Origin of the sequence: Corallococcus sp. 4LFB (assembly GCF_046520365.1) — a bacterium.
GTDB classification, from domain to species: domain Bacteria; phylum Myxococcota; class Myxococcia; order Myxococcales; family Myxococcaceae; genus Corallococcus; species Corallococcus caeni.
The window spans coordinates 1-15,574 of sequence record NZ_JBKGHJ010000172.1; the positions used below are offsets into that span (position 1 = coordinate 1).

Below are 15,574 nucleotides of genomic sequence, written 5' to 3' on the forward strand. Positions count from 1 at the left end.
CGGGCAGGCGGCCCGCGCACGGGCCGTCATTGCCCGCCCGCCCCCGCGCGGCCCACCTTCCCGTCGGAGGTGACACCATGGCTTCGGACAAGGACTCCAAGAACTTCCAGCCGCGCAACCGGGGACAGCTGGAGGACGCGCTGGACCGCGGCGCCGCCGAGCTGGCCCGGGAGCGCTCCCGCGCGCCTCCCGGGAGGACGTCAACCCCAGCCCGCTGGAGGAGACGCGCTGGGAGGCGGAGGTGGAGCGCGGCGGGGAATGGCAGGACGAAGAGGTGCCCGAGCGCGAGGCGCGGGGCGACGAGGAGCCGGACTCCGAGGTTTCCCGGCGGGGCCTCGTGAATCCGCCACCCGAGTCCTAGGGCGTTGGGGGCAAACCCGTGAGGTGGAGGCTTTCGCGAATTCTCACGGGTGAAGGGGGACCTCTTGCCCGGTGCGCACGGCGGGGGGATGCTGTGCACGCCGGTCCCCCTTGCCGTCCGCCGTTGCCGCCCCGGGAGTCGATGCACCGTGAAGCCCAAGGTCCTCATCGTGGAGAACTCCTGGACCATGCGCGAGACGCTCCGGCTGCTCTTGTCGGGTGAGTTCGACTGCACGGTGGCGGCGGATGGGGAGACGGGGCTCGCGCACGCGCGGACGCAGCCGCCGGACGTGCTCCTGTCGGACGTGAACATGGAGGGCATCGACGGCTACGAGCTGTGCCGCCGCGTGCGCGCCGAGCCGGCCCTGGCGCACCTGCCGGTGGTGTTCGTCAGCGGCTACGCGCCGCGCACGGACCTGGAGCCCGGGCAGCCCAGCCGGACGCGTACCTGGTCAAGCCGGTGAAGCCGCCGTACCTCATCGCCCAGCTTCATGCCGTGCTGCAGCGCACGCGGGGCGACACCGCCAAGGCCGCGGGCGAGGGCTGAGCCGGACGGCCGTCCAGGCCCGCGCCTGTGTCGCGGCGCGGACGCCACACGCTTCTGACACTGACCTGGGACACGGGGAGGGCTATACCTTGCCCACCTTTCTTTCCCCACGTCCCGAGGTGCTCGCGTGCTCAACGCCATTCCCCGCGTCCCGGCTCCCAAGAACGAGCCCGTCCTCTCCTACGCCCCCGGCACCCCCGAGCGCGCGGAGCTCCAGTCCACCCTCAAGCGCATGAGCGGGGAGCGCATCGACATCCCCGTCGTCATCGGCGGCAAGCACGTGAAGTCCGCCAAGACGGACACCGTGCGCATGCCGCACCGGCACCAGCACGTGCTGGCCACCCTGCACGAGGCCGACGCGGGCCACGTGGAGCAGGCCATCCAGAACGCCATGAGCGTGAAGGAGGACTGGGCGCGGATGCCCTTCCACGCGAGAGCGGCCATCTTCCTGCGCGCCGCGGAGCTGCTCACCACGCGCTACCGCCCGCTGCTCAACGCGTCCTCCATGCTGGGCCAGTCCAAGACGGCGCACCAGGCGGAGATCGACGCGGCGTGCGAGCTCATCGACTTCCTGCGCTACAACGTCCACTTCGCGCAGCAGATCCTGGCCATCCAGCCGGAGAGCTCGCCACAGACGTGGAACATGACGGACTACCGGCCGCTGGACGGGTTCGTCTTCGCCATCGCGCCGTTCAACTTCACCTCCATCGCGCTGAACCTCTGCGTGTCGCCCGCCATCATGGGCAACGTGGTGCTCTGGAAGCCGTCCTCCACGCAGGCGCTGAGCGCGTGGTACGGCCTGGAGCTGTTGCGCGAGGCGGGCCTGCCCGACGGCGTCATCAACATGCTGCCCGGCGACGGCCCCACGGTGGGCAACCCGGTGCTGGCCAGCCCCCACCTGGGCGGCATCCACTTCACCGGCTCCACGCCCACGTTCAACAGCCTGTGGAAGACGGTGGGAGAGAACGTCGGCCGCTACAAGCAGTACCCGCGGCTGGTGGGTGAGACGGGCGGCAAGGACTTCATCTTCGCGCACGCGTCCGCGGCGGACGACCTGGAGGCGCTCGCGGTCGCCATCGTGCGCGGCGGCTACGAGTACCAGGGCCAGAAGTGCAGCGCGGCCAGCCGCGTCTACGTGCCGGAGTCCCTGTGGGGCAAGCTGAAGCCCCGCCTCCAGGCGCTCATCGGTGAAATCAAGATGGGCGACGTGGCGGACTTCCGGAACTTCATGGGCGCGGTCATCGACGAGCGCTCGTTCAAGAAGGTGTCCTCGTACATCGAGCTGGCGAAGTCCGGCGGCGACGCGACCCTCGTCGCGGGCGGCGGCACGGACAAGAGCGAGGGCTACTTCGTGCAGCCCACGCTGGTGCAGTGCACGAACCCGCGCCACCGCATCATGACGGAGGAGATCTTCGCGCCGCTCGTGGGCGTGTACGTCTACCCGGACGCGAAGTTCGAGGAGACGCTGAAGGAGTGCGACCAGTCCGCGGCGTACGCGCTGACCGGCGCCATCTTCGCGCGCGACCGCAAGGTCATCGAGCAGATGATGAGCGGCCTGCGCAGCGCGGCGGGCAACTTCTACATCAACGACAAGCCCACGGGCGCGGTGGTGGGCCAGCAGCCCTTCGGCGGCAGCCGGGCCTCGGGCACCAACGACAAGTCCGGGTCGATGATCAACCTGTTCCGCTGGAGCAGCCCGCGCACCATCAAGGAGAACTTCGCGCCGCCCGTGAAGGTCCCCTACCCGTTCATGGACAGCGACCCGAAGGAAGGGGCCCTCTAGTTCCATGAGCGGACCGTTCCCGGGCATCGCGGGGCTGGACACCTACGCGCTGGAGGACGGCGGCTGCCGCGTGGAGGTCATTCCCACGCGCGGCGCGCTCGTCACGCGCATGGTGGTGGACGGCGAGGACGTGCTCTATCTGGACGAGGGCACCGTCGCCGACCTCACGAAGAGCGTGCGCGGGGGCATCCCCGTGCTCTTTCCCAACGCCGGTCCCCTGCCCGGGGACACCTATCCGGCGGACCGCAAGGCGTACTCGCTGCCGCAGCACGGCTTCGCGCGGAAGCTGCCGTGGACGGTGCGCCAGGCGGAAGAGTCCCTGCTGGTGCTGGGGCTGACGTCGTCGGAGGAGACGCTGCGCCAGTACCCGTGGGCCTTCGACGCGCAGCTGGCGTTCTCGCTCACGGGGCGCAGGCTCACGCTGGACTTTGATTTGGAGAACCGGGACACGCGGCCCCTGCCGCTGCACCTGGGCTACCACCCGTACTTCCGGGTGCCGCAGGGTCAGAAGGCGCGGGCGCGCGTGGAGACGGACGCCACGCACGCGTGGGACAACCGCGCGAAGCACGAGGTGCCCTTCACGGGCCTGGACCTCACGGCGCAGGAGGTGGACATGCACCTGCGTGACCACTCGGCGCCGGGCACGGTGCTGGAGCGGGGCCCCGGCCTGTCCCCCGTGAAGCTGTCGTGGAGCCAGGAGTTCCGCATGCTCGTGGTGTGGACGCTCCAGGGGAAGGACTTCGTCTGCGTGGAGCCGTGGACGGCCGCCGCCGGGGCGCTGGCCACCGGCGAGGGGCTGTTGCACGTGGCCCCGGGCGAGCGCGTGTCGCTCGCGTTCGACATCGAGGCGTGAGGCACGGCCCTTCGTCCCGCGCGCTTCAGGCGTGCGGGATGAGGGGCAGGCTCAGCGGGCCGCGCACGGTGAGGGAGGTGTTCCACTTCACCGGGCCCGTGGGCGTGAAGCGCGTGAAGCGGGACAGCAGCACCTCCAGCCCCACGCGCGCCTCCAGCCGGGCCAGCGGCGCGCCCAGGCAGAAGTGGATGCCGTGGCCGAAGGGCATGTTGTTCACGCCCTCGCGGTCCATGTCGAAGGTGTCCGGGTCCTTGAAGCGCTCGCCGTCGCGGCACGCGGAGCCGATCATCAGCGCCACGCGCGCGCCCTCCGGAATCACCACGCCCGCCACCTCCGTGGCCTGGGTGGTGACGCGCACCAGGCCGTGCACGGAGGGCTCGTAGCGCAGCACCTCCTCCACGAAGCGCCCCACCTGCGACGGGTTCTCGCGCAGGCGGGCCACCAGGTGCGGCTGCTCCATCAACAGGCGCACGCTGTGGCTGACGAGCTGCACGGTGGTCTCCAGCCCCGCCACCACCAGGAGGAACAGGAAGCTCATCAGCTCCGCGTCGGAGAGCGCCTCGCCGTCCACGCGCGTCTTCACCAGGTCCGACACCATGTCGTCCTGCGGGTGGCGGCGGCGCTCGGCGACGACGTCGGACAGGTAGTCCTCCATCTCGCGCACGGTGGCCTTGATGGACTCGTGCCGGTGGGTGTCCTTCTCCGTCGTGCCGGACACGCTGGACAGGTCCACCGACCAGCGCTTGTAGCGGGCCGTCATGGTGGGGTCCAAGGCGAAGAGCTCGCCAATCACGCTGGCGGGCAGCGGCATGGCGAAGGCGTCCACGAAGTCCACCTCGCGCTCCGGGGACAGCCGCTCCGCCAGCGTCTGCGCGAAGCTCCGGATGCGCGGCTCCAGCCGGTTCACCGCCGCGGGCGTCCACGCGCGGCTCACCAGCGTGCGCAGCCGCATGTGGCGCGGCGGGTCCATGACGATCATCGACTCGGAGAACGGGTTGTGGCCCAGCCACGGCGGCGCGGTGGTGGTGCGCACCCCCGCGGAGGAGAAGACCTGCGGGTTCTTGAAGGCCGCGGCCACGTCCTCGAAGCGCGTGAGGGCCCAGAGTCCGCCGGGCTCCACCTGACACACCGGCGCGGTGCGGCGCAGCTCCGCGTAGACGGGGTAGGGATTCGCCCGGACCTCCGGGGCCATCAGGTTCACGCGTTCAGTCATGGAGGAATTTCCTTTCCTGGCTGGAAATCTATACCCGGTATACTGGCTGCTGAACAGAGGCGCCGCCTCCCCTCCTTCGAGTCACCATGTCCCGCATCCTGCTCGCCGCCGCTCTCGCCCTCGGTCTGTCCGCGTGCTCCGACGACCCCGACGAAGTCACGCCGGACTCGGGCACCCCCACCGCCGACGCGGGCCGTGATGCGGGCACGGACGCGGATGCCGGCACCGACGTGGATGCGGGCACGGACGCGGGGATGGATGCAGGCACGGACGCCGGGACGGACGTGGATGCGGGCACGAGCTCGCACGGCTCCGGCAAGCTCGCGTGCAGCAAGACGGGCACGGTGAGCACGGACGCGGGCACGCTGACGTACTGCGTGGCGCAGGTGGGCGCGACGGAGGTGAAGCTCATCGAGCCGAAGCAGGGCATCGCGCCCGGGCCCATGCGGCTGGCCATCTACCTGCACGGCGACGGCGCGGCTGTGTACACCGGCAGCAACCCGCGCTCGCTGTACACGCACGGCGGTTGGACGTACGGGCACAACACGCTCTACGTGACGGCGCTCGCGCCCAACAAGTGCGCGTGGTGGGTGAAGCCGGAGTACACGAGCTGCCCCAAGGAGGGGGTGCCACTGACGGAGCGCGACCTCGAGGGCAAGAACGCGGCGGAGCTGGTGTCGCTCATCGAGGCGCTGCGCAAGGGTTGGGACATCCAGGACGGCCCCATCCTCTTCGGCGGCTCGTCGGGCGGCAGCATCCAGCTGACGGCCAGCTTCCTGCCGCGCTACGGCGACCGCTTCCCGGGCGTCTACGCGCTGAGCTGCGGTGGTGAGAAGCCGTGGTCAGGCAACATGGACTGGGACGCGTCGAACGCGGCGCTGCGCGCGGGCACGAAGTTCTACTTCACGTACGGCGACCAGGATTACCTGCTCCAGGACATCCAGGCTGCTGAGCAGTACCTCACCGGCCTACAGTTCCCGGTGAACGACAAGGTCATCGCGGGAGCGCAGCACTGCGCCTTCGACCAGGTGGGCCGCGTCACGGAAGTCTGGAACGAGGCCACCGCGCAGTAACGGCTGCCTTCCCCGCTCCGCTTCTCGCGGTGATTCCATCGCAAGAAGCGGAGTGCGAGGGCAGAAAGCCGGTCGATAGCGTCGCGCGCATCCTCTTGCTGGAGCCTGGATGCGCCTCTACGACTATCTGCCTTCCGCGAACGGCTACAAGGTCCGCACGCTGCTGAAGCAACTGGGCCTCGCGTACGAGCTGGTGCCGGTGGACATCTTCGCGGGGGAAAGCCACACAGCGGACTTCCACGTGAAGAACCCGGACGGCCGCATCCCTGTGCTGGAGCCAGAGCCCGGGCGGTTCCTCGCGGAGTCCAACGCCATCCTGTTGTTCCTCGCGGAGGGCACGCGACTGATGCCCGAGGACCGCTTCGCGCGGGCACAGGTGCACCAGTGGATGTTCTTCGAACAGAACGCAGTGGAGCCCAACCTGGGCACCGCGCGCTACTGGCTCCTCACGGGCCGGCAGTCACCGGGGTCCGAAGTGCTCCGCAATCGCGTGCAGAACACCGAGCGCGCGCTGTCCGCGCTGGAGCGGCACCTGGGCCGGCGCACGTTCCTGGTGGACGACCGCTACACCGTCGCGGACCTCTGCCTCTTCGCGTACACGCACCTGGCGCCGGAGGCGGGCGTGGACCTCGCGCCCTACCCGTCCGTGTCCGCGTGGCTGGAGCGCGTGAGGGCCCAGCCTGGCTTTCTGGGCCCCGTGCCGCCCTACTCCGCGAACGCGCACGTGGCCTGAAGCAGGAGCGCTGCACTCCGAACGCGCGCGTGGGCCAACGAGGGTGCGCTGCACCGTTCAGACATCACGCTGGCACCGAAGCCTTGCACCGCGCATCGCACGTCACGCGCTGTCGCAGGTCACTCCGCTTCCGCGGCCACGGCCTGACGGACCTCCGCATCCGTGAGCCGCACCGTGGGCGCGTCCGCCTTCGCCTCCATGAGCCGCTTCGCCAGCAGCTCCGTCACGGGCGCGAGCACGCTGAAGTGCGTGGCGCCCGGCACGGCGAGGAACGACAACGGCGCGCCCTTCGCCGCCACGCGCAGCGGTTCGAACGCATCCATGTTGCCGTGGTCCGAGCCCTCGATGACCTGCGTGGGCACGCGCAGGTGCTCCACGTAGCTCACCGGGTTGCGCATCCACAGCTCCGGCCCACGGGCCTGCCCCAGCAGCGGGACATAGGCCGCGTACTCGGACACGTCGTGCACCGGGCCGAACACGTAGGCCCCCTTCAAGCGCGGTGACAGCACCGCGGCCATCAACGCCACCGTGCCTCCCGTGCTGTGCCCCGCCACGTAGATGCGCGCGGGGTCCACGTCCGGGCGCTGCGCCACGAAGTCAATGGCGGCCACCACGTCATCCACCTCGCCCAGGAAGTACTCGCGCGCTCCGGGGTTGTCGTCCGACCCGCGCAACGAAGGCAGCATCAACACCAGCCCGGCCTCACGGAAGGCCCGCGCGCTCTGATCATTGCTCCGGGGCGAAGGCGCCCACGCGAAGTCGTCGAGCCCGAAGTCCATGCCGCCGTGGATCCACACCACCGCTGGCCGCTTCGCTCCCTCGCGCACGGGCGTGACGTAGGCCGCGTTGCTGCCCAGCGGCGCGGGATAGCGCACCCGCTCGAACAGCTCCTTCGGCGGCGTGGGCGCGGGGATTCGCTGCGAGGGCTCCACCTGCAACTGCGTGCGGAAGGTCTTTCGAAGGTTCACGGACGTGGGCGGCGCGGGCTTGGAGCAGGCCCCGACGAAGAGGCAGGCCAGCAGGCTGGAGAGGAGGACACTTCGCGAAGGCATCATCGTGTTGGGAATACGGAGCAGCGTTACGTCACGGGCTCGCGACATGCGCGACTCCGTTCCGGAGGGTGGCTTGACAGCTCACGCCTTCGCATCTACTTCTTCTCGCAGAATGTTCGTCACCTCCGCCATGTGCATGTGTTCGATGCCTGTTCCGGGTGGGCCCAAGCCCGCCGCGGCCGGCTGACGCACAGCCTGCCCCTGGCGAGCCAACCGGAGCCCACCCACCCGCGAGGGTCGGTGGGCTTCGTCGTTCCGGGCCTCCGCTCTCGCACCCCTGCCGAGGAGCGTCGCAGCGCCCACCGTGTCCTGAAGTCCTCCCCACCGCCCGCAGTGCCCTGACGTCCCCACCACCCGTCTGCCTTCACGCACGCGCGCTCCCTCCGGAGCGACGCGAACAGGAGTCCCTTGCCATGAGCACGCCCAACGAACGCCCGCTGCACCCCGACACGCTCGCGCTGCACGCCGGCTACTCGCCCGACCCCACCACCGGCGCTCGCGCGGTGCCCATCTACCAGACGACCAGCTACCGCTTCCGCGACGCGGACCACGCCGCCGCCCTCTTCGGCCTCAAGGAGTTCGGCAACATCTACACGCGCATCATGAACCCCACGACGGACGTCTTCGAGAAGCGCATCGCCGCGCTCGAAGGTGGCGTCGGGGCGCTCGCGGTCGCGTCCGGTCAGGCCGCGCAGACGCTCGGCATCCTCAACATCCTGAAGACGGGGGATGAGATCGTCTCCGGCGCCAGCCTCTATGGCGGCACGTACAACCTCTTCAAGGTGACGCTCGCGCGCCTGGGCATCACCACGAAGTTCGTGGACGCGGGCAACCCGGAGGCGTTCCGTCAGGCCATCGGGCCGAAGACGAAGGCGCTCTACCTGGAGTCCCTGGGCAACCCGCGCCTGGACGTGCCGGACTTCGACGCCATCGGCGCCGTGGCGCGCGAGGCGGGCCTGCCTCTCTTCGTGGACAACACCGCGCTGTCCCCCGCCCTCTTCAACCCGCTGCGCCACGGCGCGAACATCGTGCTGCACAGCGCGACGAAGTACATCGGCGGCCACGGCACCTCCATTGGCGGCGTCATCGTGGACGGCGGCAACTTCCCCTGGGAGAACGGCAGGTTCCCGGAGCTCACCGAGCCCAACCCCGGCTACCACGGCCTGCGCCTGCGAGAGTCCTTCGGCCCCGCGGCCTTCATCCTCAAGGCCCGGCTGGAGGGCCTGCGCGACCTGGGCCCCGCGCTCAGCCCCTTCAACGCGCACGCGTTCATCCTGGGCCTGGAGACGCTGCGGCTGAGGCTGGAGCGCCACTCACAGAACGCGCTCGCGGTGGCGAAGTGGCTGAAGCAGCACAAGAAGGTGGAGTGGGTGCGCTACCCGGGCCTGGAGGACGACCCCGCGTTCCCCAACGCGAAGAAGTACCTCCAGGGCGGCTTCGGCGGGCTCGTCACCTTCGGCGTGAAGGGCGGCCTGTCCGCCGGGCGCAAGGTGATTGACGGCGTGAAGCTGTGGAGCCTGCTCGCGAACATCGGAGACACGCGCTCGCTCATCATCCACCCCGCGTCCACCACGCACGAACAGCTCAGCCCGGAGGAGCGCGCCAGCACGGGCGTCACCGACGACCTGGTGCGCCTGTCCGTGGGCCTGGAGCACCTGGACGACATCCTGGCCGACCTGGACCAGGCCCTGAGCGCGGCCTGACGCCATGCGACCCGTGAGGCCTGGCCAGGAAGTGCCCCCGCGCGCGGAGACCCCGCGCGTCTTCGACCTGTCGCTGCCGGACCTGCCGCTGGAGGCCGGCGCCCGCGTGGCGCCCCACCTCGTGCGCGGCTGGTGGTGGGGCCCCCCGGAGGACCTCGCGTGGTTGCAGTCCCGCGCCCGCGTGCACTCCGAGGAAGCGACGCGCGCAGGCCGGCTGCGCGTGGTGCGGAGGACCGCCTCCGAACTTCGCGACACGGCCGCCGAGCTGCGCGACGCGCGCCGCACCGGGCCCCGCCGCACGCCGGACGCGGTGCCCACCGTGCTGCTGGTGCACGCGCTCACCGGGGACATGCACGCCGGAGGTGAAGGCGGCTGGTGGGAGCCCGTCATCGGGCACGGCCGGCCGCTGGACCCTTCACGCGTGCGGCTGCTGTGCTTCAACAACCTGGGCTCCTGCTACGGCACCTTCGGTCCCGCGGACGAAGGCTTCCCGCAGCGCACCGACGACACGCGCTTCGGCCCGTCGCCAGTGCTGCCCAAGGGCGACCTGCGTCAGGACGAGCGGAGCCTGCCCGCGACGATTACGCCGTGGGACCAGGCGCGCTCCATCCTCGCGGCGCTGGACGCGCTGGGCGTGGACGAGGTGGCGCTCGTCACCGGCGGTTCGCTGGGCGGCATGGTGGTGCTGTGCCTGGCGGCGCTCGCGCCGGAGCGCTTCCAGCGCATGGTGCCCATCGCCACGGCGGAGGCCGCGTCCGCGTGGGTGGTGGGCTGGAACCACGTGGCCCGGCAGGCGCTTCTGCTCGACCCGGAGTATCCCGAGTCCCCCCGGCGCGGCCTGGAGCTGGCGCGCCAGCTGGCGACGCTCACCTATCGCGCGGAGGCCGGACTGGACGCGCTCCAGCCGCGTCCGCGGGCGTGGTCGTCGCGCACGCTGTACCCGGTGGAGAGCTACCTGGAGCACCAGGGCGCGAAGCTGGAGGCGCGCTTCGATGCCCGCTCCTACCTGGCGCTGCTGGGCGTCATGGACCACCACGACCTCACGCGCGTGCCGACGCCCAACGGCGGTCCCGGCGTGGACCGCATCCGCGCGAGCACGTTGACCATCGGCATCGACCGGGACGTCCTCTTTCCTCCCGAGCACATGAAGAACCTGTCCCGGCGCCTGCGCGCACAGGGACTGCATGCCGAGTACGCGGTCCTGTGCAGCGTGCACGGCCACGACGGCTTCCTCATCGAATGGGACGCGCTCGCGCCCCTGTTGATTCGCGCGCTGGCCCTGCCTCCGGGCGTGGGTCGCGATGCCCGCCTTTCCTCCCCTGCCGGCGTCCGCGCCCGGAAGACCTCATGACCGCCCCTGTGAGCATCACCCGTTACGCTCCCGTCCTGCTCGATACCGCCCAGGGACTCGCGTCCGTGGCCACGCACCTGTCGCGCCGCGACGCGGGCAGCACGCGCGCCGCCATCGTGTCGTCGCCGCCGTGGCTCGCGGCGGGCTGGAGTCCGCGCTGTCCATCGCGTTGAAGGGCAACTCCACGCTGGCTCGGCAGGAGCTGGACGGGCTGCTCGCGCGGGGCCTGTTGATGCTGGAGGAGGCCGAGCGCCGGCTGGGCGCGCCCCCGGGCTCCACGTCGGTGGAGGCGGACGGAGCGCGCACGCTGGCGTCGCTGCTGGAGCCCGCGCGCCGCGCGCTGGATGGCGCCAGCCTGGTGCGGGGGCAGTGAGGCTCAGTAGCCGACGTAGCCGCTGCCGCCGTTCATCGCCTGGATGCCCGGGGTGTTGGACACCGAGCCGTAGCGGTCCACCGCGTACCGCACGGCCGCGATGATGTTGTCCACCGGGTTGCGGATGTTGTCGTGGCCCGGGAGCTTGAACGCGTCGAACGTGGGCTGGATGGTCTGCATCAGGCCGATGGACGGGTGGCCGTCCTTCGCGTTCTGGTCCGTGAGGTTGATGGCGTTCGGGTTGCCGCTGGACTCGTGCTCGATGATCTTCGCGATGTCCTGGGGGTTCATCTTGTCCACCGGGACGCCCGCGGCCTTGAGGATCTCCATGGCCTGCTTGATCCAGTCACCCACCTCGCCCTTCGGCATGTCGCCCGTGGCGCCAGCCGACTGAGCGGAGCCGGCCTGGAACGAGTCACCCGCGCCGGACGCGCCGCCCGTGCCGCCCGTGCTCGACGAGGCGTCCGCGCCGACGCGCCCGACGCGCCGGACACGCCCGCCGGGGCCTGGGCTCCGTCCACGCCGTCCGCGGAGGCAGCGCCACCGCTCAGCGCGGGCTGGAGCATCTGGACGAGCTGCTGCAGCTCCTTCACCACCTCGCCGAGCCCCTCCATGAACTGCTTGAACTGAGCGCCCTTCGCGGGGCCCGCGCTGAAGCCATCCTGCTGGAACTGGGACGCGAAGCCCGCCCCGGGCTTCTGGCAGCCGCCACCCTGCACGCGGGCGCCGGACACGGCATCCGGGCGGGCGGCGAAGTCCTGGGAGGGGATGCGGGAGGAAGCGGGGCGGCTGGAGACGGGCGAGAGGGCCATGGAGAATTTCCTCGAGAGTGGTGTGCTGCTGACGAGGAACACCTACAGCAGGAGACATGCCAGCCCCTTGGAGGACCTCCACCGCAAGCCAGGTGCTTGATGTCCCAGGGGAAGCACGAGGCGCGGTGCGCTCAGCGCGCCTCGTCCCTGGTGACTGGAGTCATCGGCTCACGAACCGCGGTCACCACCCAGAGCCCGCTATCGGGCCTGCTTCGCGCGGACAGCCTTCTTCGCGGGCGCGGACTTCTTCATCGCGCGGGCCTGCTTCCTCGCCACGGTCTTCTTCGCGGGCGCGGACTTCTTCGTGGCCACGGCCTTTTTCGCGGGCGCGGACTTCTCCGCCACGCGGGGCTGCTTCGTGGCCGCGGCCTGCTTCGTTCCGCGCGCGGGGCCATGCTTCTTCAGCGCGGCGGCGCCCCGCTTCGCGAGCCCTGCCTCCAACGCAGGAGGCTTCTTGGCGCCCTTCTTCCCCGGGGGCTCACGCTTCGGGGGGCCTTCCCGGTTCACTTCCAAGGTCCTCCCGGAGAAGGCGTCCCAGCTCTCCAATGCACGCGTCCACCGGCCCAGCGTCTCCTCGCGTGCGCCCGCGTCCGGCAGTCCTTCCGCGTGGAGCGCGACGGTGACGCCATGCACCGACGGCAGCACGCGAAGCTGCACGGTGCGAGCCCGGGGCCACTTCGCATGCTCCAGGCGCAGCCGGAGCTGCCGGGGCGGAACCCGGCGCACCACCTTGAGGCGCGTGCCGTCCGACAGCGAGACCTGCTCCCCTTCCGTCAGGGGCTGGGAGCACGCCCCCACCCAGCGCATGAGTCCCGCTTCCTCGCCCCAGGCGGCCCAGGCCACCTCCGAGCCCACCGCGAACGAGCGCCGCACTCCTGCCTGGTAACCACCCTCCGCTGTCCGGCCTGTCGACATTGACGCTCCTGACTCACGAGTCCCGTCTCCCAACCTGGGAGGAACGATGCGCCATCTTCTGACGAACCTGCTGTGTTCGGGAACCCTGCTGTTGAGCGCATGCGGAGGTGACGCAGGCCATCCTTCCGGACCGCACGGCCGAGCCACACCACCCTGTCAGCTTCTAGCGCGACCCGACGCGGACGACCGAGGCCGGAGGGAGAGGCCGCACCTGTGATGGAGGGGAGCTCAACGCAGTCCTGCCCCTGGGGGCGAACCCGAGCAGCGGCCGCTCACCCCGTGGAGCGGTACCCGGGCATGAGGAAGTTGTCGTGGTCCGCGTACGCCGGCGCGTCCGACTCGCCGGTGAAGGCGCGCAGGGCGCAGTACTCCGGATAGGACGCCTGGATGGTGACCTGGTCTCCCGCCTGGAGCACCACGTCCCCGGTGGGGTGCAGCGTCTCCGTGTCGCCGCGGATGAGCGACAGCGCCAGCCCGCCGAAGCGGTCCCGCACCTGGGACACGTTCAGCCCCGGCAGGCCGTCCCGCACCACGAACAGCGACACCACCATCAGGTGCTTGCCGATGCGGAACGAGTGGATGAGCCGCGGATCCAACGCGGCCAGCGCCATGGCGGGCGCGGCCAGCGAGGAGCTGGACAGGGCCTCCGCCTTGAACGTGTCGCGCACCTTCGCGCCCAGGTCGTCGTCGAACAGGCGGATGACCACGCGGATGCCGGGGTTCAGCCGCCGCGCGTCCAGCGCGATGTTCAGGTTCGCCAGGTCGTCGTCCGTGGCGCAGACGATGGCGGACGCCTTCTTCACGTTCGTGCGCGGCAGGCACAGCGGGCTGCGCGTGTCGTCGATGAGCAGGGGCACGTTCTCGTCGCGCAGCGCGGACACGAACGCCGCGTCCTCGCGCTTCTCCACCACGACGACGTCCTTGCCCATCTCCCGCAGCTGCGTCACCACGCGGTAGCCCACGCGCCCCGCGCCGCACACCACGACGTGGCCCTTCATCGTTTCGGACACCACGGAGACCCACTCCTTGTCGTTCTTGTGCCGCGCGAAGAAGAGGTACGCGAAGCGCACCACGCCATCCACCACCAGCGCGATGCTGACCGGCGGGATGAGGATGTTGAGCGTCTCCACCAGCCAGTCGCTCACGTACGGCAGCGACGGCTGCCCGAAGAGCAGGAAGTAGACGTGGTGCAGCGCCTCTCCGTAGGAGATGCCGTCCCCACCCGGCCCCACGTAGCGCCAGTGGTACAAGAGCGGCCCCAGCCCGAAGATGACCGCCGCCAGCAGCAGCGTGCTGCGGAACCTCCGCGACAGCGCGCGCAGGTACCGCAGGTCCACCATCAGGCGCGCGGCGGGGCTCTTCATGCGCGGGGAGCCCTACGCCGCCGGGGTGATGTCCGTGGAGGCTTCCGCCTTCGCACGGCGCTTCTCGATGAGCCACACCGCCAGCACGCCCAGCTCGTAGCAGAGCAGCATGGGGCCGGCCATGAGCGACAGGTTCACCACGTCCCCCGTGGGCGTCAGCACCGCCGCGGCGATGAGGCACACCACGAACGCGTGGCGCTGGTAGCGGAAGAGCCACTTGGACTGCACCACCCCGACGATGCCCAGGAGCGCCATCACCAGCGGCAATTCGAAGATGACGCCGAAGGCGAGGATGAGCAGCAGCACCAGCGACAGCTGCTCGTTCATCGTCAGCATGGGGCGCGTCCAGCGCGCGGCCTCTGCATCCGCGTGGCCCTTGGCCAGCTCCTTCTGCAGCCGCCACAGGCCGGACATCTCCTCGGCGCGCGTGGGCGCCACGCCCGCGAGCAGGCTGGCCGCCTGGTCCATGGCGGCCTCCGACGCGACGTAGTCCTGCTTGCCGAAGGCCGTCACCGCCTCCACGCGCTTCTCCACCGCCTGGCGCAGCACGCTGCGCGCGGGGACTCCCAGCCCGTCCGCCGCCGCGTCCAGGAGGTCGCCCAGGCCCTTGAGGCGCGCGGTGAGCTCCACGCTCTTCGCGGACGCGACCTGCGGGTCCTTCACCTGGCCCTCGCCCACGGCGGTCAGCGCGGCGCTGGTCTCCTTCGCCACGTGGCCGGCGCGCTCCACCTCGCCAATGCGCAGGAAGCGCAGCGCGTCCTCGGCGCCCATGCGCGCCGTGTCCATGCGCTGCTCCAGCGCGAGCGTCTCCTCCTCGTTGAGGAGGAACCTGAACATGGAGGGCAGCACCAGGAAGTAGCAGAACAGCGAGCCCACGATGAACGCGACGGAGCCCAGCACCACGAAGGGCGACGCGTACTTGCGCTCCTCCGGGTAGAGCCCCGGCGCCACGAAGCCCCAGATCTGCCAGAGGATGACGGGCGTGGTGAGGAAGATGCCGCAGTACACGCCCACCTTCATCAGCACGTTGATTTCTTCGATGCCGGATGTGTAGACGAGCGAGCGCCCGTCCGGGGGCAGCGCGTCCAGCACCGGCCGCATCAGCACGCCGAAGATGGGCTTGGCGAAGATGAGCGACACGGCGCCCAGCACGAGCACCGCGAGCGAGCACTTCACCAGCCGCGAGCGCAGCTCCGTGAGGTGCTCCGCCAGGCTCATGCGGAAATCCGACAGGTCAACCCCTTGGCGGTTCAGGGCTCAGCTCCGTTTCGGCGCGTTGCGCGCCACCGTGCCCGGGATGGGGGCGAGTTGCGGAAGGCCGTTCTCGTCCAGCGCTGGCGCCACCGCGGCCTCGGCCTTGGGTTCGGCGCCGGGCGCGGCTGCGTCCACGGCGGCCTCCGAAGGCGCGGGCACGCTCGCGGGGTCCAGCGTCGCGGTGAGCG

15 protein-coding genes and 1 pseudogene are annotated in these 15,574 nt (G+C 70.6%); 9 read left to right on the forward strand and 7 right to left on the reverse strand.

Annotated features, from left to right (window positions below):
• Nucleotides 1-509 precede the first annotated feature (509 nt).
• The 3 genes from ACLEQD_RS19585 (at nt 510) to ACLEQD_RS19595 (ending at nt 3,543) form a co-directional block, all read left to right on the forward strand.
• Nucleotides 510-824 carry a response regulator gene (locus ACLEQD_RS19585; RefSeq protein ID WP_410385822.1) on the forward strand — a complete coding sequence of 105 codons (315 nt, stop codon included), beginning with the start codon at nt 510-512 and terminating at the stop codon, nt 822-824.
• A gap of 210 nt (nt 825-1,034) precedes the next feature.
• On the forward strand, nt 1,035-2,690 hold the full coding sequence (gene pruA, locus ACLEQD_RS19590; RefSeq protein ID WP_410385823.1) for an L-glutamate gamma-semialdehyde dehydrogenase: 1,656 nt from the start codon (nt 1,035-1,037) through the stop codon (nt 2,688-2,690).
• 4 nt (nt 2,691-2,694) lie between these two features.
• On the forward strand, nt 2,695-3,543 hold the full coding sequence (locus ACLEQD_RS19595; RefSeq protein ID WP_410385824.1) for an aldose epimerase: 849 nt from the start codon (nt 2,695-2,697) through the stop codon (nt 3,541-3,543).
• Nucleotides 3,544-3,568: 25 nt separating this feature from the next.
• Here ACLEQD_RS19595 and ACLEQD_RS19600 read toward each other — a convergent pair whose 3' ends face one another.
• Nucleotides 3,569-4,756 carry a cytochrome P450 gene (locus ACLEQD_RS19600; RefSeq protein WP_410385825.1) on the reverse strand — a complete coding sequence of 396 codons (1,188 nt, stop codon included), beginning with the start codon at nt 4,754-4,756 and terminating at the stop codon, nt 3,569-3,571.
• 86 nt (nt 4,757-4,842) lie between these two features.
• Between ACLEQD_RS19600 and ACLEQD_RS19605 the strand changes: the two genes are divergently transcribed.
• Nucleotides 4,843-5,829, forward strand: a complete 987-nt coding sequence (locus ACLEQD_RS19605) for a hypothetical protein (protein ID WP_410385826.1) — start codon at nt 4,843-4,845, stop codon at nt 5,827-5,829.
• 109 nt (nt 5,830-5,938) lie between these two features.
• Nucleotides 5,939-6,562, forward strand: coding sequence for a glutathione S-transferase family protein (locus tag ACLEQD_RS19610; RefSeq protein WP_410385827.1), 624 nt, complete (start codon nt 5,939-5,941; stop codon nt 6,560-6,562).
• A 119-nt stretch (nt 6,563-6,681) separates the two neighbouring features.
• Here ACLEQD_RS19610 and ACLEQD_RS19615 read toward each other — a convergent pair whose 3' ends face one another.
• Nucleotides 6,682-7,662, reverse strand: coding sequence for an alpha/beta hydrolase family protein (locus tag ACLEQD_RS19615; RefSeq protein ID WP_410385828.1), 981 nt, complete (start codon nt 7,660-7,662; stop codon nt 6,682-6,684).
• A gap of 365 nt (nt 7,663-8,027) precedes the next feature.
• Here ACLEQD_RS19615 and ACLEQD_RS19620 point away from each other — a divergent pair, with 365 nt between their 5' ends.
• The 4 genes from ACLEQD_RS19620 to ACLEQD_RS19635 are packed head-to-tail and all read left to right on the forward strand — an operon-like array spanning nt 8,028 to nt 11,041.
• On the forward strand, nt 8,028-9,317 hold the full coding sequence (locus ACLEQD_RS19620) for an O-acetylhomoserine aminocarboxypropyltransferase/cysteine synthase family protein (RefSeq protein ID WP_410385829.1): 1,290 nt from the start codon (nt 8,028-8,030) through the stop codon (nt 9,315-9,317).
• A gap of 4 nt (nt 9,318-9,321) precedes the next feature.
• Complete coding sequence (locus tag ACLEQD_RS19625) at nt 9,322-10,668, forward strand: alpha/beta fold hydrolase (RefSeq protein ID WP_410385830.1); 1,347 nt, start codon at nt 9,322-9,324, stop codon at nt 10,666-10,668.
• Nucleotides 10,665-10,841, forward strand: a complete 177-nt coding sequence (locus ACLEQD_RS19630; RefSeq protein ID WP_410385831.1) for a hypothetical protein — start codon at nt 10,665-10,667, stop codon at nt 10,839-10,841. The genes ACLEQD_RS19625 and ACLEQD_RS19630 overlap by 4 nt, the downstream gene beginning before the upstream one ends.
• Nucleotides 10,799-11,041: a hypothetical protein gene (locus ACLEQD_RS19635; RefSeq protein ID WP_410385832.1), complete on the forward strand. Its 243-nt coding sequence runs from the start codon at nt 10,799-10,801 to the stop codon at nt 11,039-11,041. Before ACLEQD_RS19630 ends, ACLEQD_RS19635 begins: the two co-directional genes overlap by 43 nt.
• A 3-nt stretch (nt 11,042-11,044) precedes the next feature.
• On the opposite strand, the gene ACLEQD_RS19640 is transcribed toward ACLEQD_RS19635, so the two are convergent.
• From ACLEQD_RS19640 to ACLEQD_RS19660, 5 genes and pseudogenes are all read right to left on the reverse strand, one after another.
• Complete coding sequence (locus ACLEQD_RS19640) at nt 11,045-11,410, reverse strand: transglycosylase SLT domain-containing protein (protein ID WP_410385833.1); 366 nt, start codon at nt 11,408-11,410, stop codon at nt 11,045-11,047.
• A 641-nt stretch (nt 11,411-12,051) separates the two neighbouring features.
• The gene (locus tag ACLEQD_RS19645) at nt 12,052-12,660 is read right to left on the reverse strand and encodes a hypothetical protein (RefSeq protein ID WP_410385834.1); all 609 of its coding nucleotides are present in this window, start codon (nt 12,658-12,660) and stop codon (nt 12,052-12,054) included.
• A 380-nt stretch (nt 12,661-13,040) separates the two neighbouring features.
• Complete coding sequence (locus tag ACLEQD_RS19650) at nt 13,041-14,132, reverse strand: potassium channel family protein (protein ID WP_410385835.1); 1,092 nt, start codon at nt 14,130-14,132, stop codon at nt 13,041-13,043.
• Nucleotides 14,133-14,144: 12 nt separating this feature from the next.
• Nucleotides 14,145-15,350, reverse strand: coding sequence for a twin-arginine translocase subunit TatC (tatC, locus tag ACLEQD_RS19655; protein ID WP_410385836.1), 1,206 nt, complete (start codon nt 15,348-15,350; stop codon nt 14,145-14,147).
• Between the two features lie 39 nt (nt 15,351-15,389).
• A pseudogene (locus ACLEQD_RS19660) lies at nt 15,390-15,574 on the reverse strand (Sec-independent protein translocase TatB); the annotation flags it as partial.

Excerpts from the sequence above, each read along its gene's own strand:
- ACLEQD_RS19600 (WP_410385825.1), bottom strand. The coding sequence starts at position 4,756 with ATGACTGAACGCGTGAACCTGATGGCCCCGGAGGTCCGGGCGAATCCC.
- ACLEQD_RS19605 (WP_410385826.1), top strand. The coding sequence starts at position 4,843 with ATGTCCCGCATCCTGCTCGCCGCCGCTCTCGCCCTCGGTCTGTCCGCG.
- ACLEQD_RS19645 (WP_410385834.1), bottom strand. The coding sequence starts at position 12,660 with ATGCGCTGGGTGGGGGCGTGCTCCCAGCCCCTGACGGAAGGGGAGCAG.
- ACLEQD_RS19630 (WP_410385831.1), top strand. The coding sequence starts at position 10,665 with ATGACCGCCCCTGTGAGCATCACCCGTTACGCTCCCGTCCTGCTCGAT.
- ACLEQD_RS19640 (WP_410385833.1), bottom strand. The coding sequence starts at position 11,410 with ATGCCGAAGGGCGAGGTGGGTGACTGGATCAAGCAGGCCATGGAGATC.
- ACLEQD_RS19620 (WP_410385829.1), top strand. The coding sequence starts at position 8,028 with ATGAGCACGCCCAACGAACGCCCGCTGCACCCCGACACGCTCGCGCTG.
- tatC (WP_410385836.1), bottom strand. The coding sequence starts at position 15,350 with ATGAGCCTGGCGGAGCACCTCACGGAGCTGCGCTCGCGGCTGGTGAAG.
- ACLEQD_RS19595 (WP_410385824.1), top strand. The coding sequence starts at position 2,695 with ATGAGCGGACCGTTCCCGGGCATCGCGGGGCTGGACACCTACGCGCTG.
- ACLEQD_RS19625 (WP_410385830.1), top strand. The coding sequence starts at position 9,322 with ATGCGACCCGTGAGGCCTGGCCAGGAAGTGCCCCCGCGCGCGGAGACC.
- ACLEQD_RS19650 (WP_410385835.1), bottom strand. The coding sequence starts at position 14,132 with ATGAAGAGCCCCGCCGCGCGCCTGATGGTGGACCTGCGGTACCTGCGC.
- ACLEQD_RS19610 (WP_410385827.1), top strand. The coding sequence starts at position 5,939 with ATGCGCCTCTACGACTATCTGCCTTCCGCGAACGGCTACAAGGTCCGC.
- ACLEQD_RS19615 (WP_410385828.1), bottom strand. The coding sequence starts at position 7,662 with ATGTCGCGAGCCCGTGACGTAACGCTGCTCCGTATTCCCAACACGATG.